Source organism: Rhizobium leucaenae USDA 9039, from assembly GCF_000426285.1.
Lineage (GTDB): Bacteria > Pseudomonadota > Alphaproteobacteria > Rhizobiales > Rhizobiaceae > Rhizobium > Rhizobium leucaenae.
Window position 1 is genome coordinate 85,974 of record NZ_AUFB01000013.1, and the last position, 25,905, is coordinate 111,878.

The following is a 25,905-nucleotide window of genomic DNA, read 5'->3' on the forward strand; positions in this document are numbered from 1 at the left end:
GATCCCCCCAATCGGAGGGCCCAGCTTGAGATGGACAGGTGCCGCCTTGCGCGGCATCTATCCGAAGGATTGTTGGCGATATTCACTTGCTCTCCTGCGATGCCACTCGAAGTGGCACATTGGCTCCTTCCAAAGCCGCGCGGACGTCGACTGACGGTTCCTGGTCGGTGATGATAACTTCGAACTCGTCAATGGTGGCCAGGACATGAAGAGCGGTATGATTGAAGCGCTTATGGTTTAAGAGCAGGCAGCGACGCGCGGCGCTTGCAATCATCGCTCGCTTCGAGCGGACAACGTCATCATCCATATGGTAGACGCGCAATCCAGAAACTGCCGGCGTTGAGATAAAGGCGATGTCGGCGCTGAGACGCGACAGTGCCTGTTCGGCGACGACGCCGAAAAAACCATTGAACTTCATCGAATAGCGTCCACCGACCGCAATCAGGTTGATCCCTGATTCCGTCTTGAGCCGATCGATGACCGCCGCATTGTTGGTGATCACCGTCAGCGGCCTCCTCTGTGGCAGCAATTCCCCGAGCACCGACGCCATAGATCCGTCGTTGACCATCACCGTCATGCCGGGCTCGACGAGTTCAAGGGCGGCCTCGGCCATCCGGCGCTTGGCCTCGCCCTCCTGCTGCTGGCGAAACCGGAAATCGCTTTCGAAATGGCCTCCTGCCTCGATCGTTGCCCCGCCACGGACCTTGCGAAGCATCCCTGCCCGCTCAAGATCATCTAGATCCCGGTGGATGGTCATCTTGGATACAGCGAACCGATCGGATAGGTCGTCGAGATCCACCACCCTCTGCGCGACCAACAGGTCCATAATGGCCTGCCTCCGATCATCTCTCTTCATATTTTAGTCCTCCGGCGCACTAATCCGATCCTTTAACATCAAGATCCGCCGCTACAAATCACATGCAAACATCATTTTTCGTTAGTTTGTCTTGCTCTATTCGACAACGCCACTGACGCTGCTGGCATACTGGGACACGTGAAGACGCATGATGGCGCGATTGCACCGCTCCATGCATGGCCGAAGGCGCTCATTTTGTAACGAAACAGGATGGTTTGGGGGTTCAAGCGCAAATGTCATCGCCATGGAGATGGTCCCGCGCGTCAGCCGCGCACGGAAGATGGAGGCCTTGTCCTCCATGGTCAACATCGCGGGCTACCGGGCCGTCATCAAAGCGGGCGCGAATATAGGGCTTCTTCACCGGCAGATCACCGCAGCGGGCAAGGTGTTTGGTAAAGGCCTGTGTCACTGACACCCGGCCTTTTCTCTGCTTATCGCCTTGGGAGGACGATTGTGAACGATGCGGCTTGGTGTTCGCGCTGCTTCAAATCGATCAAACTCTTGATACGTCTCCGTCGGCCACACAAATCTCGACGAGCATGAGCTGGCGATCCGTCAGGCGCGACGGATAGATTTTTGACAGCTGCTCCTCGTGCATGGGAACGATTCGTCGTTCGTCCATACCAACGATTTTGAGCATCTCCTCGGCGGACTCGATCAGACGTGTCTGGCTGCCATTGGCAAGGCCCGGCGGCACAAAGCAGGGATCGGTGGCGTCCTCACCCGTGAGGTTGCTGTAGGTGTAGATGACGTCGCCGGACAGGACAAACTTGCCGTCTCCACCGCCCGTCTCCACCACCACATATTGCGATCCTGCGGTATGGGTGTCGAATGCCGGATAGACATGAACGCCTGGCACTAGGTTTTCCCGCTCTCCCTCCACCAGTTCCAGGCGGCCTTCGATATTTGCCTGGGTCAGATAGAGGATATCCGCCGGATTCAGTCCGGCCTGCAATGAACGGAAGCGCCGACCCTTTGCCAGAATCCACATCCAGGATTCCAATTCTTTCTTCTGAATGAAAATCTTAGCATTTGGGAAGAACTTTAGGCCGCCAATGTGATCGAAGTGCGCGTGCGTGAGGATGACATGCGTGACGTCTTGGGGCCTGATCCCGCATTCCCCGAGAACGATTTCCGGAGGCGTCCAACCGGTAACGCCGATTGAGTTGGCGATCTGGCCTCCGAAATCGGCGGCGTCGTGACCGGCATCGACCAGAACGACTGCATCTCCTGACTTGATGAGTATGTATGCGAACGGCAGGTTCATCGTGCCCTGATTATGGGCGCCGTAAAAAACCCCGCTGACCGGGTGCACCGGGCTTCGAGAGTATTCAAGCACCCAGATCGAATGCGTTCCCATGGTCTTCCTCCCCATGTCCAAGTAGGGACCCTCCACAGCATGCTGTCGTGTCGAAGGTCGACGTGCCTAAGATGGCGGCCGATCGTTTCAGCTCGATCGCCGCATTTGAAAGCAGCCCCAGCAGGGGTGCATCTGAAACCAGGACACCGCGCTGCAGGTGCTCCTCCGCCTCGACAAGCAGGCCATCTGCCCGTCCAAGATGGGAGAGTGCGTGGCCCTGCCCCGCGAGACCGCGCAAGCCCGCAAGCGAGGAACGGACGGATCGCTTTATCTCTGTGGCGCGATTGGCGAGTTCTCCAATCAAGAGGCGCATGCTCTTCTCCCTCAATGCCATATGCATGAAGGAGTAGATCGCGAGGAGCTCGCCATATGTCCTGACGAGCGCCTCGAGGCATGCGCGCGCCTCCGGCGATGGAACCGAACCCACGAGCGCTTCACAGCGGAAGCCGCCGAAAACGGTGCCTCCGCTGGCCATCATCGTACAGCCGTCGGCAGCGGAGCGTTTGACGGAAGAAGGCTCGCCTCAGTCAAAGCGTCCCAAAATGCAGCGGGTATTGTCTCGTTGATCGCCTTGACGTTCTGCTCGACTTCCAATGCGCTCTTTGCACCCATGACCAGCGTGGCCACTGCCGGATGCGCATAGACGAATTGCATCGCCGCTGCAGGCAAGCTCACCGCATATCTTAAGCAAATGCTCTCGATGGCCTTGACCTTTTCGACGACGGCCGCCGGAACCTTGCCGTAATCGTAAGTGGCCGCGGGACCGCTTACGCCGGTCGCGAGGATCCCGGAATTGAAGATCCCGCCGGCGATCACGGAGACGTTCCGCTGGAGCAACTCGTCGAACGCGGCCTCAAGCGGGGCATGATTCAAAAGGGTGTAGCGGCCGGCGATCAACGAGCAGTCGATCGGAAATTCACGGGCGACACCCACGACAGACTCGGTCTCGTTGACACCCAGACCAATGGCCGATACGGCTCCGCTGGAGCGAAGTTCGTCCAGTGCCTTGTAACCGGAGGCCCGCAACTGGTTCCAATAGAATTCGCTCTGGTCGCCGTGCCATGCCCGACCAACGTCATGCACGAGAAGAACGTCAATATAGTCTAGGCCGAGGCGCTGTTGGCTGTCTTCGAATGCACGCATCACGCCGTCATAGGTGTAATCGTAGGTATCGAGAAACGGAAGCGGGTCGATCCACTCGATGCCGTAGACGGTCTCTAACTTCTTCGTCCTGCTTGCGGGCTTCAATACGCGTCCGACTTTGGTGCTTACCACCACGTTTTCGCGCAGCTTGTTCGCCCTGAGGGCATGGCCAAGATAATGCTCCGACTTGCCGAATCCATACATCGGCGCGCAATCGAAATAGCGGATGCCGGCCGCATACCCGGCGAGGATCGTCGCTTCGAATTCGTCGTAGGAGACATCGGCGTTGAAGCCAGAGAGCGGCACTGTGCCTAGCCCAAGCGAAGTTACCTGCACTTTGCTTTTTCCGAGCGGCCTAGTTTCAAGTTCGGTCATGTGATCATCCCTAGATGTCGATAGGAGGCGTCGAAGCGATGTAGCTTCCGCCATGCCGTCATTGTTCGGGTAAAGCCCGTGTCCCAAATGCGTGTCATGTCGCCGGCGTCTGCCGCCAACCACACCAGAAATGCTTGATGGACCTCCGTGGCCTGACTCCTCAATCGGCAAGGTGTAAGGTATAAGGTCATACCTATAGAGGCAAGCGTTTTTTGCATGCCGCCATCCGCATTTTGCGAATTGCTTAAAAATGCCGCCTACGCGCAACGGGGCGCGGCAGCTCGTCTCAGCCGATCGTTGATTGCCCTGCCAAGGCCAATCAGAGGCACAGGGGCGAATGCAATAACGTCACTCGCGCCGGCCAAGGCGTCGGCTTCACTCATGGCGGTGTAGAGGTTGCGGGCAGCTTCCTGAAGGTCACCGGAAGAAGACAGCGTCAATTGACAGCCCTCGCACTCCGGTCCGAAACCGACCCAGACCATATTGGCGGCAGGACGGTCGACATTCATCTGAACGGCGGCTTCCGGAGCATAATGGCTCTTTAGCTGGCCTGGTGCCGAGACTTTTTGGGGCCCAGTGTCCTCGTCAATCGGGCCGAGTAAAGCTTCCAGTGCCTCCCGCGGAACTGACCCGTGGCGTAGAATGATCGGAGATCCGACCAAAGACAGAATAGTCGATTCCAGGCCGTGATCGCATATGTCTTCTTCCACGATTCCCGAAATCCGTCCGTCCAACTGGCGGACAACTTCCACGAAGCGGGTCGAGGTGACCTTCCCGGAACGATTGGCTGAAGGCGCTGCCACCGGAAATCCGACGGCCCGGATCAGCCGTTGGGCGACACTCGACGAGGGAAATCGGATTGCGACATTTTTCATGCCCGCGGTAACTGCGGTTGCGAGCCCCGCGTCTTCCCGCTTTGGCAGGAGCAATGTCAGAGGTCCCGGCCAAAAGCTGGCAGCAGCCAACTCTGCCTCCGGATTGAAATGTGCCATCCTGCGCGCCATTTCCACGTCCGAAACGTGGATAATCAGGGGATTATGCCGCGGGCGTCCTTTGGCTTCATAGATGCGCTCGATCCCGGCGGGGCTGCTGGCGTCCGCGCCGAGCCCGTAAACCGTCTCCGTCGGAAACGCGACAACTTCGCCATTTCGCATGAGCCGGGCGGCAGCTTCAATCGCGCTGTCGCTGACGTCAAAATGACGGGTGGTGGCCATCTTTTTTCCTCGCGCTGGTTCTGGAAGGGAGCAGAGATCGATACGACCAAAGCCATTGGCTCAGGAGGCCCGGTTCGGCGTGCCTCCTGACAGCCTCAACGTCGTCCCCGCTGAGCCAAACTCAGTTCAAGCCGACTACGCTATGCGGCACGTATGGCTCCTCGAGTTCGCGGACCTCGTCGTCGCTTAGCTTGACGGCCAAGGAAGCGACGGCATCCTTCAGATGCTGTAGCTTCGTTGCGCCGATTATAGGAGCCGTCACGCCCGCCTTTGTGTTAAGCCACGCCATCGCAACGAGGGATCGCGGGACGTTCTTGTCCTCTGCAATCTTTGCGACGACGTCTACGACGCGGCGATCCGCCTCGTCCGCGTGACCGTAGAACCGAGCGGTGACATTGTCGGTCTCGGACCTCAAACTGCTTTCCTCCCAAGGCCGGCTGAGGCGCCCGCGAGCCAGCGGACTGAACGCGATGATCCCCACCCCTTCAGCTTTACAGAGCGGCAACATCTCCCGCTCTTCCTCGCGATAAAGGAGGTTCATCTGAGCTTGCATCGAAACGAAACGCGACCATCCGGCAGCGTCCGACTTGTAGAGCGCGCGCGCAAATTGCCATGCGTAACAATTGCTGGCTCCGATGTAGCGAACCTTGCCGCTTCGAACGAGATCGGTCAGCGCTTCCAGCGTCTCTTCGATCGGGGTCGAATTGTCCCAGAAATGAATTTGGTAGAGGTCGATGTAGTCGGTCGCCAGCCGCTTGAGGCTGGCCTCAGCCTCCGCGATGATTGCTTTGCGGGAAAGTCCGACCGCATTCGCTCCGTTGCGCATCTTGCCGTAGACCTTGGTGGCAATGACAACCTCATCACGCTGCACCATCTCCCTGAGCAGCTTGCCGATGATCTCCTCGCTGGTGCCGTCCGAGTAGGCATTGGCCGTGTCGAAGCAGTTTATGCCCTGTTCGAGTGCCTCTTTGATAAATGGCCTACTGTCGTCTTCGGACAAGGTCCAAGCATGGTTGCCGCGATCGGCGACGCCGAAACTCATGCAACCAAGAACCAGTTGCGAAATTTTGAGACCTGACCGGCCAAGCTGACGATATTCCATCTGTCATCTTCCTTCTGATACGGTTTTAGAGCCGAACTTGGCGAGCGACTGCGCCAGCTCTGGATGAGATTTGGCATATGCATGGAGATCGATTCCGGCGACCGCGGCATCCCAGGCCGCACGAACCGCTCTGACACCTGCCGACGGCCCGCCGGGATGGCTGACGACGCCACCACCACAAAGGTAAAGGTGGTCAAGCGTCTGCTCCGTCCTTCGATAGGTCTCAGGCGCCTGTCCACCCCATTGACCCGAACAAACGACCGGTAACGGGCGGTCGGCATCACTGAAGATCGGTTTCTGGAGATCATGGAACGACTGAACGAAAGACGCGTCCGGCTCCCAGTATTTGGCGGCAATGCCGTTGATCTGGAATTGGTCGACGCCGAGAAGTCGCCAAAGCTGTTGGTAGACCGAGAAATCGAACCCAAGACCAGGATGTCGGGTGAGAAGATCCCAGCCGTTGCGATGGGCGTGCAAGACAAGGGACGACCGCCGACGCAGGAACAGAAAAGCGCCCATGCCGATCGAATTGATGTTGATGACAGCGGCGTTTCCACCCTCGCGCACGACCAAGTCGTGCTTGCGAACCATCTCGTCGGGATCGACGTCGGAAATGCCGAAGGCATACATCACCTTCTTGCCGGTGCGCTGCTCCTGATCCCGGATGATCGGCATGATCGCTTTCACCCGCGCCTCCAACGAGGAGTACGGTGGCGACATCAGTTTCTCGTCGTCCTTGATGAAGTCGACACCGGACGCGACGAGTTCAGCAACCACCTGCGCCGTTTCGTCCGGGGTGAGGCCGAGCGCGGGCTTGATGATCGTGCCGATGATTGGCCTATTGTAGACGCCGGTCAGACGCCGGGAGCCTTCGATCCCAAATTGAGGCCCCGGGTAGACGCCTTCAAACTCTGGAGGCAGCTGCAGGCCGATGACCCTCAGCCCGGTGAATTCCTTGATCGACCAGACCCCGCCCAATGCAACCGTGGTGACTGCCGCGAGGTCAGTTCCGACGGCCTCCAGGGGATAGGCGATTGTTGTCTCCGCTCGGTTGAAGACTTCGCCCGCTGCAGGGAGCGAGGGAACCTCGACAGAGTCCAGTTTCTCGAAAGCGACCACGCGCGCGGCCGCGCGCGCCTTCAGTTGCGGCGTCTCTCCGGGCAGGTCAACAAATGTACCCGTCGACTGGTCGCTTCCGATCTTGACCGCCAAGGCCTCAGCGCTCCCGGCGGTCTCAATCCGATAGGTGACCAGAATGTCCGAGGGCCTGCGCTGAGCCAGATCCATCGCTATCATGCCTCCGGAACTGGCGCGGCTTCAGGGATGAGGCCGGACGACTTCAGGTCGGCCCAGAACGCAGCCGGAACCGGCGTCGAGATCGCGGCGACGTTTGCGGCGACGTGTTCGGGCGCCAGCGCTCCCTGTACCACCGCGGTCACTGCAGGATGTGCGTAGACAAATTGTGTCGCTGCAGTCGCAAGCGAGACGCCATGGCGCTCGCAGACGGCTTCGAGCGCCTCGACCTTGCGGACGATCGCTTCAGGCGCGGGCTGGCAATCGTAGGTGCGGGTGGTTGTCATCGACTTGCTACCCTCGGCGAGGATGCCGGAGTTGTAGATGCCAGCCGCAATGATACCGATGCCGCGACGCTGCATTTCTGGATAGAAATGGTCGAGAGCGCCGTGGTTGAGCAGGGTGTAGCGCCCGGCGACCATGGAGCAGTCGAGATCAAATTCCTCTGCCACCTGCAGGACCGACGCGGTTTCATTGACGCCGAGGCCGATGGCCTTCACGGAGCCTGTGCTGCGCAGCTCGTCACACGCCTTGTAACCGCTCGATCTCAGCGCCGAAAGGTGGGTGCTATACGCCTCGCGGTGCCATTCGCCGCTCACGTCGTGGAGATAGAGGATGTCAATGTGGTCCATACCCAGGCGCTGCTGGCTATCTTCGAAAGCGCGCATGATGCCGTCATAGGAATAGTCGTAGTCATCGACAAATGGCAGCGCCTTCACCCAGTCGATGCCGTAAAGGCTCTCGGCGCGCTTTGCGCGGCTTTCCGGCTTGAGTATCCGCCCCGCCTTGGTGCTGACCACGACCTTGCCGATGAGATCGTTGTTGCGAAGGACATGGCCGAGGGAATGCTCGGACTTTCCAAGGCCGTAAAGGGGCGCGGTGTCGAAATAGCGGACACCCAAGTCGTATGCCTTGAGGACGACCGCCTCGAAAGTCTGGAAGCTCACATCGACATTGCACCCACCGAGCGGCGAGGTACCCAGCCCTAGCGAGGTCAGCGTCACATCGGTCTTTCCAACTTTTCTCTTCAACATGATGGTCGATCCTATTTCCCTGGTGTAAGGCGGACGGCCGTATGGGCCGTCCGCCGTTGTCCGATTACATGTACTTCTCGACATTGGTGGAATCGAGCACGAGCCACGGCACGACGTAGTCCTTCTCGGTGCCGCCCTTCCATTCCATCAGCGAGCCCCAGATTTCGGACTGCGGCTTGTAGCTCTCGCCCTTGATCGCCCGCAGTGCGAGGTCGACCGCGCCCTGGCCTTCGGCGCGGGCGTACTTGTAGAGGCTGACCGCCATCTCGCCCTTCTTCACGGCGCGCTTTGCGTCCGGAATGCCGTCGATCGCAAGAACGGGAACGGTCTTGAGATCGATGCCGGCGCTCTTCATGGCTTCGATCGCGCCAAGCGCCATCTCGTCGTTTTCCGCAAGGACGCCGTTGATCTCACCCGGGTGTGCGAGCAACCAGTTCTCCATGAGCGCCTGACCCTCGGCGCGGCTCCAGTTGCCTGTCTTGTCTTCGATGAGCTTGAGGTTCGGGAACTTGGCGAGACCAGCGTCGATGCCTGCGCGGCGCTCGATCTGGGCCGACTGGCCGATCGGACCCTCCATGAGGACGACGTTGCCGCCGTTCGGAAGGCGCTTGGCGAGTTCCTCAGCGATGATCTGGCCGCCTTCGGTATCGTTAACGATGATGGACGCGGTGTATTTCGTCGACTTGGTCTTGAGCGCCGACACGATAAGCGGGATTTTCGCTTCGGCGGCCTTTTCGATCGGCGGCGCCGAGGCCTCGAGGTCGAACGGTGACATGATGATCGCGTTGAATTGTTGGGTGATCGCTGTGTCGATCTGGTTCGCCTGTGTCAGTGGATCATACTTGCCGTCGAAAACGGTGATCTCGACCTCGCCCGATTTGACGGCGGGATGGTTCTGGATTTCCGTCGACCAAGCCTTCATGTACTCGCCGGACTCACCGAACGAGAGAGCCGCGATCCGAATTTTGTCCTGCGCGAAGGCGAAGTTCCCGCCAGCCAACGTCGCTACGGCGATTGCCATACCCACACCCGCATTGAGCAGGTTCCTCCTAGACATCTGCATTTCATATTCTCCTCTGGTTTAAGATACGTCCGGACGCGACACGCTGGGCCGGACATTGTCGCCGGCCTTCCCCGGCGGCAATTTCGGGATTGGTCTTATTTGCGGATTTGGTCGGCGATGACCGCGACCACGATGATCGTGCCCTTGAGGACTTGCTGGTAGTATGAAGACACGCCCATGAGGTCCATGCCGTTGTTGATCGTGCCGATGATGAGCGCGCCGATCAGTGTGCCGAGCAGCGATCCGCGGCCGCCCGCAAGGCTCGTCCCGCCGATCACGACGGCGGCGATCGCGTCAAGCTCATAACCGATGCCCGCTTGCGGCAGCGCAGCGGTGGTGCGAGCCGTCAGGACAAGCCCCGCAAGACCAGCCAGGAGGCCCGAGATCACATAGGTCGCACCGACGATCACCTTGGTGGAAATGCCGCTCGTGCGAGCCGCCTTCTCGTTGCCGCCAACTGCGTACACATAACGGCCGAAAGTCGTATAGTTTAAAACGGTCCATCCAATCAGGAACACGACGAACAGGATGACGATCGGTACCGGGATATACATGATCTGCCCGGAGCCGATCCACTTGAAGGGATCCGACAGATTCGGGATGGGGCGTCCTTCCGAAAAGATCAAGGTGAGACCGCGGGCCACGCTCAACATGCCAAGCGTCACTACGAACGGCGGGACCTTGACCGCGGCAACAAGCACGCCATTCACCAAGCCGAGGCCGGCTCCCGCCGCGAGACCCGCAAAGATACCGAAAAGCACGAACTGCTCGTTGGTCTCCGTTACGAGGCTGGCGGCGATCATGCCCGCGAGCGCCATTACGGAGCCGACCGATAGGTCGATGCCCTTAGTAAGGATGACGAAGGTCACTCCGATCGCCAGAATGCCGTTGATCGACGACTGGCGAACGAGATTCAGCCAATTCAACCATGTCATGAAGTACTGGTTCGCGAACGCGAAGAACGCGACGATCAGGAAAAACACGAGAACGATGCTGAACTGCCTGATCATTTCCCCGGCGCGGAAGTTTCCGGGCTTCGCCGCAGCGATGGTATTCATTACTCAAGTCCTCCCGTGAATGGGGCTATGACCGCTCATCAGCTCGCCATGTCCATAAGCGTCTGTTGCGTTGCTTCGGCACCGTCGATGATGCTGAGGAGCTGCCCCTGTTTGAAAATCGCGATCCTGTCGCTGAGCTGCATGATCTCCGGTGCCTCCGAGGAGACCACGAGGACGCCGTTGCCCTTTGCCGCGAAGTCTCGCAGGAACGCGTAGATCTCCTGCTTGGAACCTTCGTCGATGCCACGCGTCGGTTCGTCGCAAATGAGAAGCTTTGGATTTGTCAGAAGGCACCGGGCCAGCACGACTTTTTGTTGGTTGCCCCCTGACAGAGTTTCGACGGCAACATCTGGCGACGCCGACTTGATCCTCTGTGAGACGATCATGTCTTGAACTGCGCTGCGCTCTTTGTCCCCGCGGATGAAACCGCTGATGGCCATCAAGGCCAGCGATGAAAGCGTGATGTTGTGGGCGATCGATGCCGAGAGCACGAGACCACTGTCCTTGCGATCCTCGGTCACCATCGCCATTCCACGTTGAATTGCGTCCTTAGGACTGCCTGGCTTGACCTTACCGCCGTTGAAGACAACTTCGCCTCCCGTTGGTGAGTGCAGCCCGAATATTGTCTCGAGGAACTCGGTTCGTCCGGACCCAAGCAGCCCGTAGATTCCGACCACTTCGCCGGACGCCACGTCTAGCGAGATGTCTCGGAAATGAGGCCCGCGCGCCAAGTTCGAGACCGAAAGCAGGATTGGCGCGTCTTCGAGAGGCTTGCCCTTCTCGACCAGCTTGACTTCACGGCCGACGATCTGTGTCACAAGATGACGGCGGTCGATGTCTTTGATGTTTCCAGTCTCGATGAAACGGCCGTCGCGGAAGACTGTGTACTCATCCGCGATCTCGAAGATTTCGGTGAGTTTGTGAGACACGTAGATAATTGCGGAACCGCGCGCGGTGATCTTGCGGAGCGCGTTGAACAAGACATGGACTTCGTGTTCGCCGATAGCAGATGTCGGCTCGTCCATGATGACGATATGTGCCCGATAGCTGAGAGCCTTCGCAATTTCGACGAGCTGAATCTGGGCGAGGCTCAGCTCCCCCATCTTCTTGGCAGCGTCGACTTCAAAGCCGAGTTCATCGAGGAATGCCTGGGCGTCCCTGCGCATCTGGCTAAAATCGACGAGCACGCCAAGTCGCTTCGGCTCGCGGCCAAGGTAAAGGTTCTCGGCGACGGTCATCTCGGGGACGGGGGAAAGCTCCTGCGTGATGATCGCGATGCCGTGACGCAAGGCGTCAGCGGCGCTTTTGAAGTCGACCTGCTCGCCATCGATCTCCACTATCCCTCCATCGCGGCGGAGCAGTCCCATCGTGATGTTGAGGAATGTCGACTTGCCGGCGCCATTACCGCCGCACAAGGCATGGACGGTCCCGGCCTTTAGAGTTAGTCGGCCATCAACGAGCGCTGGGACGCCGTTGAACGACTTTTCCACGCCCTCGGCCCGCAGAACCACGCGCGCCGAAGACGACTGCGCGGTTCTCTGAACTGTTATCTTCTCAGTTGCGTTGACCATGATATGACGTCATACCTCGTAAAATCGAAATCTATGCCGCGTGTGTGCGGATCGCATGCCGTATTGGTTCTACGCGGCGTCCAGTTCGAGGATCGCGCGTGCCTCCTGAGGTGTAGCCGGCTCACGTCCGACCTTTTGGGCAATCTCAACAGCGCGCGATATGACTTCCGCGTTCGTGGGTGTGCCGAACTCACGATAGGGATAGTCGCCTATTCCAATAGCCATGTGGCCGCCCAGACGGCAGATCGCAGGAGCAATGTTCAAAAGATTGCCCCCAAGGCAATTGACCGTCCATTCGATCGGCCGGTCGTCGGGCAGAAATGCAAGATGCGCCATGAGACCCGCCTCGGTCGGCGGATGCCCGGTAATGTATCGCCCTCCCGTCAGGTGGAGGAGAAAGTAGGCCGGCCCCCTCACAAGGCCCGCGTCCATCAGAGCGATCGCGCGGCGCGTGAACCCAACAGACCAGGAAACCAGCTTCGGCTTTACGCCCTTTTCGGCCAAGGTACGCGCGTAGTGCGCGAGACTTTCGGTCGTGTTGAGATACAAACGTTCTGGATTTTCGAACCTGCGCGTCTCGGCATCCCAAAGCTCGAGATTGGCCGAGCCGGTATCGATGGGCGCAATATCGGGCTTCGTAGCAGGGTCCAATGCCAGGGTTGCGACCGTGTCGATGCGCTTCATGGCGTCGGCATCATTCGAGATAAAGCCGAGCGTGGGAAGGATGAGTAGATCGGTCGCCTGCCTGACTTCGCGGATGATTTCGGCGTTTGCCTCAACGGTGTTTGTCGCACCGCCGTCGGCTGTCCTGGCATGATAGTGGAGAATCGCCGCTCCCGCCTTGCGGGCTGCAACGGCGGCCTCAACGATCTCGTCGGCGGTGTATGGGATATTAGGGTTGGATGTGCGCGGCGCGTACTCGTTGACCCTGGCTTCGAGGATGATTTTCTTTTGCATCTTTTGCTCCTTACGCCGCCAGATAACCCGAGGTGCCCGCCTTTGCCCGCAGGAAGAAGTCATCGGCACCAATCTGCCCGCCCTTCAGCATGACTTCGAGGCCATCGACTTCGGCGTCGCCCGGCGCATCCAGGCGGCAGACATGGCAATTTTGAACTTCGTCAAAAACGGCGATCTCGAGCGCTTCGGCGCCGATTGTCCGCACCGCATAGCTCGAACTGTCACCGCCCGAAAACACGATCCGCGGCAAGGAAACCGCGCGGCGCACGGCACGCGCAACGTCACAGTAGATGGCGCCCAAGCGTTCCGCGGGAACATCGCTGCCGGCCAGGCGGCCGGTTTCCCCGCGAGCCGTGTAGATGATTGTAGATCGACCGCGCACAAGGCTCTCGATCGCCTTCAAAGCAGCCTCCCGCGCAACTGCGTCAGCATCATCATCGGACCGGACTGTCGAGACATCCAAGTGGACAAGGTTCCACCCGGAAGCTTCGGCCACCGCAATCTGGCGCCCGGTTTGCAGGGCGCAACTACCTGATAAGACGAGTAGATTTTCGACGCCGGCAATCTCCGTCTTGACGGGCTCCGCCGACGATAGCAGGCCCAAGCGGGCCCAAAGAGCGCCGAGTTGTTGCGCCAAGCCTTGAGCTGCAAGCGCGAACATCGGACGTGTCGGATACCGCGCCCAGAGCAGATCGGCGACAGCCGCAAGATCCGCATTTTCGAGCCCATCGAAAATGACCCCTGCCCCCTCTTGGAAGGCCTTGAAGACACGCTCCTCCATTGCCGAGCGGTTCCGGATTGCGGGAAGCGTGACGTTGACGAATTCCTTATCTGTCTGCCCAGCCAGATGCATGCGCAGATCCGCCTCGTGCATCGGCGTCCTGGGGTGGCGCGACATGCTCGGGTGCCGGTCGAGCCGCTCAATCCTGTCGGCAAAGCGCGCGAAATGATTTCCGAAACAGGTGTAGCGCCCGAAGTCCGGGGTCGCGGCGAGGACTGGAACGTCCCTCTTGCCGAAGTGAGCCGCAGCGCGCGCCAGAACAGCACCATAGCTTCCAACGGTGGGCGACGAGTCGAACGTCGAACAGATCTTGTATTGGATAAGCGGACTGTTGAGGGTGCGCATGATCGAAAACGCGCTGTCAAGCTCCTCGTCGAGCTCGACGCCGGACAACGCCCTTGCGGTACCGGCGAAGCCAAGCACATCATAAGACAGAGCATCTGTTGACGCCGTCTGTGCTGAAGGGCGTGCGAGATAGAGTTTTCCCTTCACACCACTGCGATGGAACTGCGCCAGGTTTTCGGAAGAACCCGTGAAGTCGTCGCCGTAAAACACGGCCTTGAGCTTGCCAGCTGATGTCATCGGATCCTCCCAATATCCCGGCCGAGGATATCTTCCTCCATACATCAGCCGGGCTTCACTCTTGACAATACTCATAGAAGCAGCTCATAACTCTGTCAAGGTCATACCTTATACCTTATACCTCATATCGAGAAAATTGGAGGACGACGAGATGAGACTTTCTGGACGCACTGCCGTGGTGACGGGCGCTGGCCGGGGCATCGGACTGGCAATCGCTGAAGCCTATGTTCGCGAAGGCGCGAATGTCGTTATCGTCGACCGCGATCTGGAAGTGGCGAACGAAGCCGCCGAGCGGCTTGGGGAGCGGGCTTTGGCCGTCCGCGCCGATATTTCGGTCAACGAAGACGTTGAGACGATCGTTAAGGAAACGATTGGCCGGTTCGGCACGGTCGACATACTCGTGAACAACGCGGGCGTGGGCGCAACCACTCTGTTTCTCGAAAGCTCAAGGGAGGAATTCGAACGCGTCGTCCGGATCAATCTGACCGGAACATTCCTCGTGGCGCAAGCCTTTGCTCGGATCATGGCCGCCAAAGGCTATGGGCGGATCATCAATATCGCTTCGCTGTCCGGTCAGAAGGGCGGTGTCGGACGTTCGGCCTATGGAGCCTCAAAGGCCGGCGTCGAACTCCTCACGAAGGTTATGGCGGTGGAACTCGCGGAATCGGGAATCAACGTGAATAACATCGCACCGGGCCCGATATTGACCGAGGTCTCGAAAGTCATGCACACGGTCGAAACGCGTGACGCCTATCATCGGCTAGTTCCGCAACGCCGTTATGGCGAACCATCGGAAATCGCTGATGCCGCGGTGTTCCTGGCGAGCGACGATGCTGCCTATATTACGGGGCACACCCTGAACGTCGACGGCGGCTTCCTGGCCGCTGGCCTCATGTTCCCATTCGATCCAAAAGCCTCGAAGCGGCTGGGACAAATCAGCGAATAACCTGGAGAAGTGGCCAGTTCGACGTTCGGCATTTGTCGCAAGCGGTAAAACGCGGTATGACCTCGTACCTTTTCGATTTCTGATTGGAGCGTGACCAGGAATGCTGTCTGTTGACCCAAAGAAAATCCCAAGCCGGCTGGACATAGCGCTCGACTACATTACGGGCGAAATTGCCAAAGGCAACCTCGGGCCTGGTGACAAACTTCCCAATGAAAAAGAGCTGGCCCAGCTTCTCGGGATCAGTCGCACTCCAATCAGAGAGGCGATCAAAACGCTCGCGGTCTCGGGTCTTGTCGAGACGCGTCATGGCTTTGGAAATTACATCCGTAAGGACGAAGGCCTTCCGGCGATGCCGCTCGCGATGTTTCAGCTCTATCTTCAGAGCTCGACGCCTGAGATGCTGATGGAACTGCGATACATTTTCGACCGCAACTGTTCAGAACTCGCGTCGCTGCGGCGTACGGACGAAGACCTCGCCACGATGAGAGAGTGCATCGACCGACTAAAAAGGCTGTCGGAGGATGCGAACTCCGCGATCGAAGATCTCCTCAAGGCCGATCTCGATTTCCACCGAGCAATATACAAAGCTGCCGGAAACCCGTTGATCGTCGTGATCGCCGACTTCGTGCTGACGATGGTCGCGCCTTGGGTGCAAAAATCGCTAGAGGTCAGTGGCAAATGGCGCGCAGTCGATCTCCACGAACACATGTTTCAGATGATCCGGGACAGAAAGACCGGTGACCTCAGCCGCGAAAGCGTCGAGGAAAACATGGAACACTTCCGCACATCCCTGCTGAAATGACAGCCAGGGCATCACGTCAAGGCGTGGCGCATCTTGCATTTCCCGCAGGTCGCACTGCGATCATCACCGGCGGCATCTGAAGGCGGACGCGAAGCCCGGATACCGTATGCCGCCCGGCCTATTCGCCGGGTTCTGAAAATTGCCAGAAAACGATAATGCGCCAGGCTGATTGCGCCTGGCGCGTCGACCGCGAGCAATGCTTGCCCAGCCTTCCAACTAGCGGGTGTGGTATTTCGTATCGACCTCGTCGATGGCGGCAACATTGCTGGCCGAGCGACCGTTCTCGTCGAACCTCTGGGCGAGGAAGGAGTCGACGATCGTCTTCGCAAGTTCCGATCCAATGACGCGGGCGCCCATGGTAATGATCTGGGCGTTGTTCGACAACGCCGCCCGCTCGGCGGAATAAGTATCGTGTGTGAGGGCTGCCCTAATACCCGGCACCTTGTTTGCCGAAATGCAGACGCCGATCCCGGTGCCGCACACCAGGATGGCCTTGTCATAGGTGCCGTCGAGCACGCCGTTGGCGACCCTGTCGGAGAGGTTCGCATAGAAATCGTCGAGACCGGCGTCCGTCCGGGAGACCTCGAACACCTCGAAACGGTCCTTGAGATAATCGGCGAGGACCTTGGCGAGGCCTTCGCCCGCGCTGTCGCCTGCTACTGCAATTTTCATCTTCATCACTCCTCAGATTTTGGCCGCGCACTTTTCGAGGATGTCGAGGTAGCCCTCGATCTTCCAGGCCGAGCGGCCGATGAACAGCCCATCGACATGGGGGCAGGATATGAGCTCTTCGCAGTTGTCCGCGTTGACCGAACCGCCGTAGAGGCAGGGAATGCGCCGGCCGAGCACGGCTTCCGCGAACGCGATGATCTCGGCCTGGCGGGCGTCGGCGTAGTCCGCTGTCGCGGGGATCCCATCGACGCCAATGGCCCAAACAGGCTCGTAGGCAAGCAGTATCGGTTTGTGCTTCTGGTCTGTAGAAAGGCATCCCAACGCGCCGCGAACCTGGCGCTCGAGGACGTCGCGGGCTCGCCCGGCCTCGCGTTCGGAAAGTGTCTCCCCTATGCAGATGAGCGGGATCAAGCCGTGGCGAACCGCCGCCCCGACTTTCAGTCCTACCGTCACGTCCGTCTCACCGAAATGTTCACGCCTCTCGGAGTGACCAAGCTCGACGATGTCGAGGTTGCAGTCCTTGAGCATCAAGGGTGAAATCTCGCCCGTCCAGGCGCCCTCCTCGTCCCAATGCATGTTCTGCGCGCCGACCTTCACCGACGTGCCCGCCAACGTGGTCTTCACTTCCCGGACAACAGTGAAAGGAGGGATGACAAAGCGCTGGATGCGCGGATGGGACGTGATGTCTGCGGCCCTGAGACCGTGCGCAAACTGCGCGGCATCGGCAAGCGTCTTGTTCATCTTCCAGCTGGTGCCAATCCAGAGGGTTTTCTTCTCGGTCATCGCCGCTTCACCACGTTTGCGTTCAAATGGATGTTGGCCGACCTAGAGCGAGCCGGCTCGATACCGCTTCGCCATTTCCGCGAGCGGCACAACATGAATGGAGCTTGCGCGTCCTGCCGTTCCGAAAGCTTCGAATCTCTCGCGGCACAGCTTTGAAAGCGCCGTCATTGCAGGCTTCAAATATTTGCGAGGGTCGAATTCTGTCGGATCTTCGGACAGCACTCGGCGCACCTGCCCGGTCATTGCCATGCGGCAATCAGTGTCGATGTTGACCTTTCGCACACCATGCCGAATGCCGCGCAGGATTTCCTCGAGCGGCACGCCCCAGGTGGGCTTCATCCGCCCGCCGAAGCGATTGAAAATTTCTTGCAACTCCTCCGGCACGCTTGACGAACCGTGCATGACGAGATGGGTATTCGGAAGTTTCCGGTGGATCGCCTCGATAACATCCATTGCCAGCACGTCACCGTCCGGCCGGCGTGAGAACTTGTAGGCGCCATGGCTGGTGCCCATTGCGACGGCAAGCGCATCCACCTTGGTCTCCGCGACAAATTTCGCCGCCTCCTCCGGATCGGTCAAAAGCTGATGCGGATCGAGCTTGCCTTCGACGCCGTGACCGTCTTCCGCCTCGCCCGTACCGGTCTCAAGCGAGCCCAGAACGCCAAGCTCCCCTTCCACCGAAACCCCTGCCCAATGGGCCGTGTCGCTGACGCTTCTCGTGACCTTGACGTTGTAGTCCCAATCCGCCGCGGTTTTCCCGTCAGCAAGGATCGATCCGTCCATCATGACGGACGTAAAACCATGCTGGATCGCGGTGACGCAGGTGCTCGGTTCGTTTCCGTGGTCAAGATGGACGCAAACGGGGATATGCGGATAGATTTCCGTCACAGCCTCCATCATGTGCTTGAGCATGATGTCGTTGACATAGGCTCGGGCCCCACGGCTCGCCTGGAGAATCACAGGCGAATCCGTTCCGTCGGCCGCTTCCATGATGGCAAGCGCCTGTTCCATGTTGTTAATGTTGAACGCCGGTACGCCGTAGCCGTGTTCGGCGGCATCATCCAGCAGCTGGCGGAGAGTAATCCTGGCCATGACGTGTTACTCGCTGGTTGGATTGGAATTGAGATAGCTTGCGATCACGTCGACCTCCGTCGCCGAACCGAAAACCAGCGGCGTGCGGCAATGGTGAGAGGTCGGGATCTTGTCCAGGATGGCGGTCGTGCCGTCGGTGGCCCGCCCCCCGGCCTGCTCCATCAGGAACGCGATCGGATTCGCTTCATACACCAGGCGAAGGCGCCCATTTTCAAAGCCGGGTCGCTTGTCGCCGGCGTAGAAGAACACACCGCCCCTGATCAGGATCCGGTGGAGCTCTCCGACTGCCGATCCGAGCCAACGCATGTTGAAATCGCGGCCGCGCGTTCCCTCCTTGCCGGTCAGACAATCCTGAAGATACAGGCTCATGGCAGGGTGAAGGTGACGGTGGTTGGAAGCGTTATATGCAAGCTCGGACGTGTCGCGAGGTATCTGAACCTGCCTTTTGACGATCAGGAACTCGCCGGTTTGGGGATGCATCGTCGCCAGCAGCACACCCTCACCGACCGAAAAGCCCAAATCGACCGTGTTGCCGAATGAGACATAACCGGCCGCGGCCTGGCGCTTTCCAGGGGTTAAAAAGGGATCTTCAGCTTCGCAGAAAGGCATGATCGAGAAGATCGTGCCGACGGGCGTGCCCAGCCCGACATTGCCTGAACCGTCGATCGGATCGATTGCGACCGCAAAATGCTGGCCATTGAGCATAACTGGCGCGTCGGCCTCCTCGGACAGGACCCTGGCAGCGCCTGCGCGTGCGAGTATTTCGACGAACAACTCGTGCGACGCGATGTCGATTGCCTTTTGCGCATCACCGTCGGTATTTGATCCGACAAGGTGGGCCAGATCGCCCTCCAGGGAACCGGCTGCGATGCGTGCGGATAAAAGACAGGCGGCATCCAACACACCGTTGATTAGAGCCGCCACCCCCTGACGGGACAAATCCTCAGCAGCCCAGGTCGAGAGGTACTCATCGACAGAACCATACTGGACGCCCGCTTCGTCATTTCCGGGTGTCGCCGGCGCGCTCATTGCTTGCCCCTTATCCTTGCTAGGGCGCGCGTGACGATTGCGTCACGCGTGATCCCAAATTGCTCGTACAGCGTCTCGGCCGGCGCAGACGCTCCGAAGCCGGACATCCCAATCACGTCGTCTTCGCTGTCGACATACCTAGTCCAGCCGAACTTCGAGAGCGCTTCCACGGCAATGCGCGGCGCGTTGCCGAGGACCGAGCTGCGGTAATCCTTGGGCTGCTGTTCGAAGAGATCCCAGCTCGGCATCGAGACGACAGCGGCGGGAACGTTTCTCGCCTCAAGCTCGTCGGCAGCCTGGATCGCAAGCGCGACTTCCGTTCCAGTGGCGATGATTGTGACGGCACGTTCGCTGCTCGCTTCCCGCAGCACATAGGCTCCCCGTGCGCAGCGATTGATGCCGTCACGCTGGGCGCGCAGTTGCGGGACATTCTGCCGCGAGAGCGCCAAAACCGACGGCGTGTTCTTGCTGGTTATTGCAAGATCCCAGCATTCCAGCGTCTCGATGGTGTCGGCCGGCCGGAATACATGCAAGTTCGGCATTGCCCTGAGGCTGGCAAGATGCTCGACCGGCTGGTGCGTCGGACCGTCTTCGCCAAGACCGATCGAGTCATGCGTCATCACGAAGATAGAGCGGACGCCCATCAGAGCCGCCACACGAATGGCATTGCGGCAATAATCCGAGAAGACGAGGAACGTGCCACCATAGGGTATGACGCCGCCGTGAGCCGCCATACCGTTCATCGCGGCGGCCATGGCAAACTCTCTAACGCCATAGCTGACATACCGCCCGCTTGCAGCGGCGGTGAAATCGCTGTCGACGGCCGGAACCCGGGTCAAGTTTGAGTGGGTGAGGTCAGCGGACCCGCCGATCATTTCCGGAAGCAGCTCCGTCAGCGCTTCCAGTGCGATCTGGCTTGCCTTACGCGTTGCCACTGATTGCGGCTTGTCGAGCAGCTTTGCCTTGGCGGCGTTGACCGCTTCCTCATATCGCGCTGGCAATGAGCCGGCGGTGCGGCGTTCAAACTCACTTCTGACATCTGCGCCCGCTGCTTCGAGCCGCGCTTGCCAGTCCTTGCGCGCCTTGGCGCCCTTCGCGCCGACTTCGCGCCAAGTTTTGAGGATTGGAGCAGGAATCTCGAAAGTGTCCGCCGTCCAGCCATAGACTGCCTTCGTCGCGGCGGCTTCGCTGGCGCCGAGCGGTGCACCATGTACGGAGCTTGTTCCTGCCCTTGACGGAGAGCCGTATCCAATGATGGTTTTCAGGGCTATGAGGGATGGTCTGGATCCTTCCGCCTTCGCCTGCGAGATCGCCGCGTCGATCGCATCCGGATCATGACCGTCAACGCGCTGCGTGTGCCATCCGTAGGCGTCGAACCTCGCGAGCACATCTTCCGAAAACGCGATTGCGGTCGAGCCGTCGATGGTGATGGAGTTGTCGTCGTAAAGGACGATCAACTTGCCGAGCTGCAGGTGGCCGGCCAGCGAAGCAGCTTCCTGACCAACACCTTCCATGAGACACCCATCTCCACAGAAAACGTAGGTCCGGTGATCGACAAGCGCTGCGCCAAATTCGGTTGATAGGCGCCGCTCCGCGATAGCCATTCCGACAGCCGACGCGATCCCCTGTCCGAGCGGCCCGGTGGTCGTCTCGACGCCAGCGGTGTGCCCGTATTCGGGATGACCTGGCGTTTTGGAGCCCCATTGGCGGAAGTTGCGAACCTGCTCAATCGTCATGTCTTCGTACCCGGTGAGGTGCAGAAGGCTGTAGAGCAGCATCGAGCCATGGCCGTTCGACAGGACGAAACGATCGCGGTCCGGCCAGCCAGGTTCGCTTGAATCGAACTTGAGGTGCCGGCCGAACAGCACCGCCGCCGCATCAGCCATGCCCATGGGCATTCCGGGGTGCCCGGACTTTGCGGCCTCAACCGCGTCGATCGACAGGACACGGATAGCGTTCGCGAGATCGCGGATCGAAACTGCTGCTGTCAATTCTTCCTCCCTCATAAACCGCGACTAATGTGGCGCACTTTTCTGGATATCACAATATCGAAACACAAAATAACGTATTATATACGACAAACATAACAATATCACATTCCGCTGCAAAAAGTCTGCCCATCGACATCATACCTCATACCTTATACCTCTCTATTTGCGCAATAGCTTTTATTTGACTACCGCGTCGATCGGGAGCCGTAAGGATCGTTCCGGGTCGATTTCATGGGGGCGGTCTGCCTCGATCCGTTTGGTGGCAAACGGACAAGACGACCACCGTGATGAATACCGCGTTGGGCACTCACGGTGGTTGAAACCATCCCAAATGCGGGATGCTCAATTCGGCTCGCCGATGTTTCCCGACATTTCTTCAGTTGACAGCTTTTACAAATGCATTAACGTATACGTTATTGAATTCGAGGAACTCAATAGGCCTTAAAGGGAGGAACCGAAATGCCTATGACGATGCGCAAGTCCCTACAGATGATCGCCCTTGCCACTGCCCTCGGCGGCAGCGCTGCCTATGCGCCGAGCGCCTTCGCGATCGATGTCGATAAACAGATCAAGGATATTGAAAGTCACCCGGCAAGCGGGCCCAACGGCGAAAAAGCGACCCTCGCGAGCGACCTGAAGCTATCCGCCGAAGAGATCGAAAAGATCAAGGCGAAGCATGCCAAAGCGGCCATTGTGATGCACTACACGGCGTCTGACTGGGCCAAGGCCCAGATGGCCGGGCAAAAGAAGGCCCTGGAAGAGCTCGGCGTCGAAATCGTTGCGACGACTGATGCTGGATATCGCGCGGAGCAGCAAGTTTCAGACATCGAAAGCGTCATGGCGCTCAAACCTGACGTCATGATCACCGTTCCCGCCGAGCAGTCAGCCACGGCCGCAGCATACAAGAAAGCTGCTGCCGCTGGCATTAAGATCATCTTCCTTGACCAGACCGGCGCCGGGATGAAGGCTGGCAAAGACTATGTGAGCCTCGTCTCTTCCGACAACCGCGGGATGGGAAAGGTCGCCGCACTGCTCATGGCCAAGGCGCTCGACGGCAAGGGCGAAATCGGTCTCATCCCGCATGCGTCCGACCTTTTTGCCACCAAAGAACGCGTGGTCGGCTTCAAGGAAGCGATCAAGGATTATCCGGATATCAAGATCGTCCAGGAGACCGGTGTCGGAGGCCCTGATTTCTCAAGCGAATCCGAGCGCGTCGCCTCCGCAATGCTGACGGCCCACCCCAACCTCAATGGCATCTGGGCCGTGTGGGACGTTCCAACAGAAGGCGTCCTGTCAGCGGCGCGCGCAGCGGGCGCGTCCAAGAGCCTCGTCATCACCACTTGCGACCTTGGCGTCAACATCTCGATCGACATGGCTAAGAAGGGTTACGTCAAGGCAACCGGATCCCAGCGTCCGTACGGCGCCGGTTATGCCGAGGGCATCCTTGCCGGATACGCCCTACTCGGAAAGGACGCACCTCCCTACGTCGTGCTCCCGGCCCTTGCGGTGACCCGCGATAACCTGATCGAGGCGTGGCCGCAGTCGAACGGCGACCAGGCACCGAAGATTCTCACCGACGCAATGAACTAACGGTGCGCGGGAGCGGCTCCGGCCGCTCCCCGTCCCCAGCGGCGGACAACGACCATGAACACTCAAGCAGTCACCGAAACCCTCGCCGCCGTCAGGATGCGCGACGTGAGGAAATCGTTTGGCGGCGTGCACGCATTGCGCGGTGTCAGCCTGACGATCCAACCCGGGACAATCCATGCGCTGGTCGGCGAAAATGGCGCCGGCAAGTCTACGCTGTTGAAGATCCTGCAGGGCGTGGTCACACCCACGGAGGGATCCATCGAGGTTTTTGGCGAACACATGTCGTCAAGCTCTCCGGAGAATTCCCGCAGGCTCGGCATTGAGATGATCTTCCAGGACCTCAGCCTGATCCCCACCCTCACGGTCGCCCAGAACATTTTCCTCAACCGGGAGCCCCGCCGCCTGTCGATCTTGGTCGACGAGCGCAGGGAAATCGCACAGGCAGCCGAGATCATCGGCCAACTCAACCTCAGGGTTGATCCGAGGACGCCTGTTTTTGAACTCAGCCCCGGCCAGGCCCAGCTGACCGAGATCGCCAAGGCCATCCACCAGGACGCCAGGATCCTTATCCTTGACGAACCAACCTCGTCGCTGAGCGCACAGGAAGCCGACACTCTGTTCGGCATGTTGAAGAAGCTCACTGCGGCGGGAACAGCCGTGATCTACGTTTCCCATCGCATGACCGAGATCATGACGATCGCCGACGAGATTACAATTCTGCGTGACGGTCAGAACGTGACCTCCGGGAAGACATCCGAATTCACGCTCGACTCGATCGTGCAGCACATGGTCGGCAAGCGTGTCACCGGTTTCCAATACCAGGCGCGCGCCATTGATCGCAGCGGCAAACCCGCGCTGAGCGTACGTGGCCTTTCGGGCCCTTCGGGAAAACCCAGCGATGTCAGCTTCGACGTTCACAGGGGCGAGATTGTGGGAATAGCAGGCCTCATGGGCGCTGGCCGGAGCGAGCTTGCCCGCCTTCTTTTCGGCGTCGATAAGAAAACTGCGGGAACCGTAGAACTCGGCGACACTGCCGTTGAGTTCAAGTCACCTTCGGATGCGATCAAGGCTGGCATTGTGCTTGTTCCGGAGAGCCGCCACGAGGAAGGTCTGGTTGTCGAGCACAGCGTCGGCGACAATCTTGGACTGCCGCAGATCGGTCAGCTCGTCCGCGGTCCCTTCATCGACCGTCGACGCGAGGGAACACTGACCTCCGATCTCATCAAGCAACTGAGGATCAAGACGCCGTCCGCTGACAACAAGGTCAGGAACCTTTCCGGCGGCAACCAGCAGAAGATCGTTATTGCCAAATGGCTAGCGATTGATCCTTCGGTTGTCATTCTCGACGAACCAACAGCAGGCGTAGACATCGGTTCAAAGGCCGAGATCGTTGAACTCATTCGGAGCGTCGCCTCCTCCGGAAAGTCCGTCATCGTCATCTCGTCGGAACCAGCCGAGCTTCTGGCAACAAGCGACCGCATCCTGGTCATGAACAACGGACGTCTCGCGCGCGAAATCGAGCGCGACGAAATCGAAAGCTGGGCCACGATTGCCGGCGACGAAACTCAATCTCCGCTGATCCGCACCGAACTCGGTCTGCAGGTCGCGATTCAGAAGGCAACCCAAAATGTCCACTGAAGCCAAGACATTGAACACAGAGACGGATGCAACCCACATGCGGCCGTGGCACAGCAACTGGCGCGACTACGTCGTCTACATCGGCTTCGTCGTCATCTTCATCGTCTTCGCGATCCTGCTGCAGGATCGCGGATTCCTATCTTCAAACAACCTGCTCAACATCCTGCGGCAGACTGCGATCGTCGCCATCGTTTCCATGGCAATGTCGTTCGTACTCTCGGCGGGCGAGATCGACCTCTCGGTCGGAGCCATAGCCGGACTGTCGTCGGTGGTCGCTGGCCTGGTGCTGAGCAAGTACGGTCTATTCCCCGGCATTCTCGCGGGCTTGACCCTCGGGCTGCTGGTAGGCGCCGTAAACGGCGGCCTGACTGCCTATCTCAACATCCCGTCGTTCTTGGTGACACTCGGCATGATGGGGATCGCGCGAGGGGTCGGAATGTGGGTAAGCGGCACTTCGCCTGTTCCAATTATCAACGATACGTTCATTTTCGTCTTTGGTTCCGGTAACATCGGCCCTGTTCCTGTCCTCGTTGTCTGGGTCGCCGTTCTGGGCACGATCGCCCATATCGCGCTCCGAAAGACACCGTTCGGCCGCAAGGTCATGTCGGCAGGCGGAAACTCGGTCGCAGCTCGCTACAGCGGCGTCGATGTCCGGAAAATCAAGTTCCAGGTGCTGCTACTGACGGGGATGGCCGCTGCGATCGCTGGCATGCTCTATGCTGGACGCCTGCAGTCTGGACGCTTCCAGCTTGGCGAAGGCGATGAGCTGTCTGTCATTGCAGCCGTGGTTCTCGGCGGTACCAGCCTATTCGGCGGACGCGGCACCGTGATCGGTTCCATCGTCGGTGCCCTGCTCATCGGTGTCATCAACAACGGTCTTATTCTTGGCGGCCTCGACTACAGCCAGCAGCTCATCGCGCGCGGAATGCTCATCATCCTGGCTGTGGCGGTCGGCCGAAGCCGCTAACCTGGA

The 25,905-nt window shown here is 59.2% G+C and carries 23 protein-coding genes and 1 pseudogene; 6 read left to right on the forward strand and 18 right to left on the reverse strand.

What is annotated here, in order from left to right:
* Nucleotides 1-82: 82 nt before the first annotated feature.
* Entirely contained in the window at nt 83-856 is a 774-nt protein-coding gene (locus K290_RS0119745; RefSeq protein WP_013984680.1) for a DeoR/GlpR family DNA-binding transcription regulator, read from the reverse strand.
* A gap of 223 nt (nt 857-1,079) precedes the next feature.
* On the opposite strand from K290_RS0119745, the pseudogene K290_RS37370 reads away from it, so the two are divergent.
* Nucleotides 1,080-1,244, forward strand: a pseudogene (locus tag K290_RS37370) (Re/Si-specific NAD(P)(+) transhydrogenase subunit alpha); the annotation flags it as partial.
* A gap of 105 nt (nt 1,245-1,349) precedes the next feature.
* On the opposite strand, the gene K290_RS0119755 reads toward K290_RS37370, so the two are convergent.
* The 12 genes from K290_RS0119755 to K290_RS0119815 all read right to left on the reverse strand — a co-directional run bounded on the left by K290_RS0119755 (nt 1,350) and on the right by K290_RS0119815 (nt 14,389).
* Complete coding sequence (locus tag K290_RS0119755; protein WP_028003125.1) at nt 1,350-2,216, reverse strand: N-acyl homoserine lactonase family protein; 867 nt, start codon at nt 2,214-2,216, stop codon at nt 1,350-1,352.
* On the reverse strand, nt 2,188-2,694 hold the full coding sequence (locus tag K290_RS0119760; RefSeq protein ID WP_234705240.1) for a hypothetical protein: 507 nt from the start codon (nt 2,692-2,694) through the stop codon (nt 2,188-2,190). The genes K290_RS0119755 and K290_RS0119760 overlap by 29 nt, the downstream gene beginning before the upstream one ends.
* Nucleotides 2,691-3,734 (reverse strand): aldo/keto reductase, encoded by a 1,044-nt coding sequence (locus K290_RS0119765; RefSeq protein WP_013984678.1) that lies wholly within the window; start codon nt 3,732-3,734, stop codon nt 2,691-2,693. The genes K290_RS0119760 and K290_RS0119765 overlap by 4 nt, the downstream gene beginning before the upstream one ends.
* A 257-nt stretch (nt 3,735-3,991) precedes the next feature.
* Nucleotides 3,992-4,948, reverse strand: a complete 957-nt coding sequence (locus tag K290_RS0119775) for an L-threonylcarbamoyladenylate synthase (protein WP_013984677.1) — start codon at nt 4,946-4,948, stop codon at nt 3,992-3,994.
* Nucleotides 4,949-5,069: 121 nt separating this feature from the next.
* Nucleotides 5,070-6,050 (reverse strand): aldo/keto reductase, encoded by a 981-nt coding sequence (locus tag K290_RS0119780; RefSeq protein ID WP_013984676.1) that lies wholly within the window; start codon nt 6,048-6,050, stop codon nt 5,070-5,072.
* 3 nt (nt 6,051-6,053) lie between these two features.
* Nucleotides 6,054-7,337, reverse strand: a complete 1,284-nt coding sequence (gene oiaX / locus K290_RS0119785) for a 3-oxo-isoapionate-4-phosphate decarboxylase OiaX (RefSeq protein WP_028753506.1) — start codon at nt 7,335-7,337, stop codon at nt 6,054-6,056.
* A 5-nt stretch (nt 7,338-7,342) separates the two neighbouring features.
* Nucleotides 7,343-8,377, reverse strand: coding sequence for an aldo/keto reductase (locus K290_RS0119790; protein ID WP_013984674.1), 1,035 nt, complete (start codon nt 8,375-8,377; stop codon nt 7,343-7,345).
* A 64-nt stretch (nt 8,378-8,441) separates the two neighbouring features.
* Nucleotides 8,442-9,440, reverse strand: a complete 999-nt coding sequence (locus K290_RS0119795) for a substrate-binding domain-containing protein (protein ID WP_051264136.1) — start codon at nt 9,438-9,440, stop codon at nt 8,442-8,444.
* Nucleotides 9,441-9,535: 95 nt separating this feature from the next.
* Nucleotides 9,536-10,498, reverse strand: a complete 963-nt coding sequence (locus K290_RS0119800) for an ABC transporter permease (RefSeq protein WP_004129777.1) — start codon at nt 10,496-10,498, stop codon at nt 9,536-9,538.
* Between the two features lie 38 nt (nt 10,499-10,536).
* Nucleotides 10,537-12,069 carry a sugar ABC transporter ATP-binding protein gene (locus tag K290_RS0119805; protein WP_037135825.1) on the reverse strand — a complete coding sequence of 511 codons (1,533 nt, stop codon included), beginning with the start codon at nt 12,067-12,069 and terminating at the stop codon, nt 10,537-10,539.
* A 69-nt stretch (nt 12,070-12,138) separates the two neighbouring features.
* Nucleotides 12,139-13,026: a beta-keto acid cleavage family enzyme gene (locus tag K290_RS0119810; protein ID WP_028753509.1), complete on the reverse strand. Its 888-nt coding sequence runs from the start codon at nt 13,024-13,026 to the stop codon at nt 12,139-12,141.
* Nucleotides 13,027-13,036: 10 nt separating this feature from the next.
* Nucleotides 13,037-14,389: a four-carbon acid sugar kinase family protein gene (locus tag K290_RS0119815; RefSeq protein ID WP_028753510.1), complete on the reverse strand. Its 1,353-nt coding sequence runs from the start codon at nt 14,387-14,389 to the stop codon at nt 13,037-13,039.
* Nucleotides 14,390-14,540: 151 nt separating this feature from the next.
* Between K290_RS0119815 and K290_RS0119820 the strand changes: the two genes are divergently transcribed.
* Together K290_RS0119820 and K290_RS0119825 are read left to right on the forward strand one after the other, a co-directional pair.
* On the forward strand, nt 14,541-15,335 hold the full coding sequence (locus tag K290_RS0119820) for an SDR family NAD(P)-dependent oxidoreductase (RefSeq protein WP_004129782.1): 795 nt from the start codon (nt 14,541-14,543) through the stop codon (nt 15,333-15,335).
* Nucleotides 15,336-15,435: 100 nt separating this feature from the next.
* The gene (locus K290_RS0119825) at nt 15,436-16,137 is read left to right on the forward strand and encodes a FadR/GntR family transcriptional regulator (RefSeq protein ID WP_004129783.1); all 702 of its coding nucleotides are present in this window, start codon (nt 15,436-15,438) and stop codon (nt 16,135-16,137) included.
* A 216-nt stretch (nt 16,138-16,353) separates the two neighbouring features.
* On the opposite strand, the gene derI is transcribed toward K290_RS0119825, so the two are convergent.
* From derI to tkt, 5 genes are read right to left on the reverse strand one after another with little or no spacing between them, the layout of a single operon-like run.
* Complete coding sequence (gene derI / locus K290_RS0119830; RefSeq protein WP_013984669.1) at nt 16,354-16,809, reverse strand: D-erythrulose-4-phosphate isomerase; 456 nt, start codon at nt 16,807-16,809, stop codon at nt 16,354-16,356.
* Nucleotides 16,810-16,821: 12 nt separating this feature from the next.
* Nucleotides 16,822-17,592 carry a triose-phosphate isomerase gene (locus tag K290_RS0119835; RefSeq protein ID WP_028753511.1) on the reverse strand — a complete coding sequence of 257 codons (771 nt, stop codon included), beginning with the start codon at nt 17,590-17,592 and terminating at the stop codon, nt 16,822-16,824.
* Between the two features lie 42 nt (nt 17,593-17,634).
* Nucleotides 17,635-18,684, reverse strand: coding sequence for a class II fructose-bisphosphate aldolase (fba, locus tag K290_RS37375; RefSeq protein WP_004129785.1), 1,050 nt, complete (start codon nt 18,682-18,684; stop codon nt 17,635-17,637).
* Nucleotides 18,685-18,690: 6 nt separating this feature from the next.
* The gene (locus K290_RS37380) at nt 18,691-19,713 is read right to left on the reverse strand and encodes a class 1 fructose-bisphosphatase (RefSeq protein WP_028753512.1); all 1,023 of its coding nucleotides are present in this window, start codon (nt 19,711-19,713) and stop codon (nt 18,691-18,693) included.
* Entirely contained in the window at nt 19,710-21,719 is a 2,010-nt protein-coding gene (tkt, locus tag K290_RS0119850; RefSeq protein ID WP_051264138.1) for a transketolase, read from the reverse strand. Before tkt ends, K290_RS37380 begins: the two co-directional genes overlap by 4 nt.
* A gap of 444 nt (nt 21,720-22,163) precedes the next feature.
* On the opposite strand from tkt, the gene K290_RS0119855 reads away from it, so the two are divergent.
* Genes K290_RS0119855 through K290_RS0119865 form a run of 3 tightly spaced genes read left to right on the forward strand, consistent with a single transcriptional unit; the run spans nt 22,164 to nt 25,899 of the window.
* The gene (locus K290_RS0119855; RefSeq protein WP_028753514.1) at nt 22,164-23,294 is read left to right on the forward strand and encodes a substrate-binding domain-containing protein; all 1,131 of its coding nucleotides are present in this window, start codon (nt 22,164-22,166) and stop codon (nt 23,292-23,294) included.
* Between the two features lie 54 nt (nt 23,295-23,348).
* Nucleotides 23,349-24,932, forward strand: a complete 1,584-nt coding sequence (locus K290_RS0119860; protein ID WP_013984663.1) for a sugar ABC transporter ATP-binding protein — start codon at nt 23,349-23,351, stop codon at nt 24,930-24,932.
* Complete coding sequence (locus tag K290_RS0119865) at nt 24,922-25,899, forward strand: ABC transporter permease (RefSeq protein ID WP_004129795.1); 978 nt, start codon at nt 24,922-24,924, stop codon at nt 25,897-25,899. The genes K290_RS0119860 and K290_RS0119865 overlap by 11 nt, the downstream gene beginning before the upstream one ends.
* Nucleotides 25,900-25,905 lie beyond the last annotated feature (6 nt).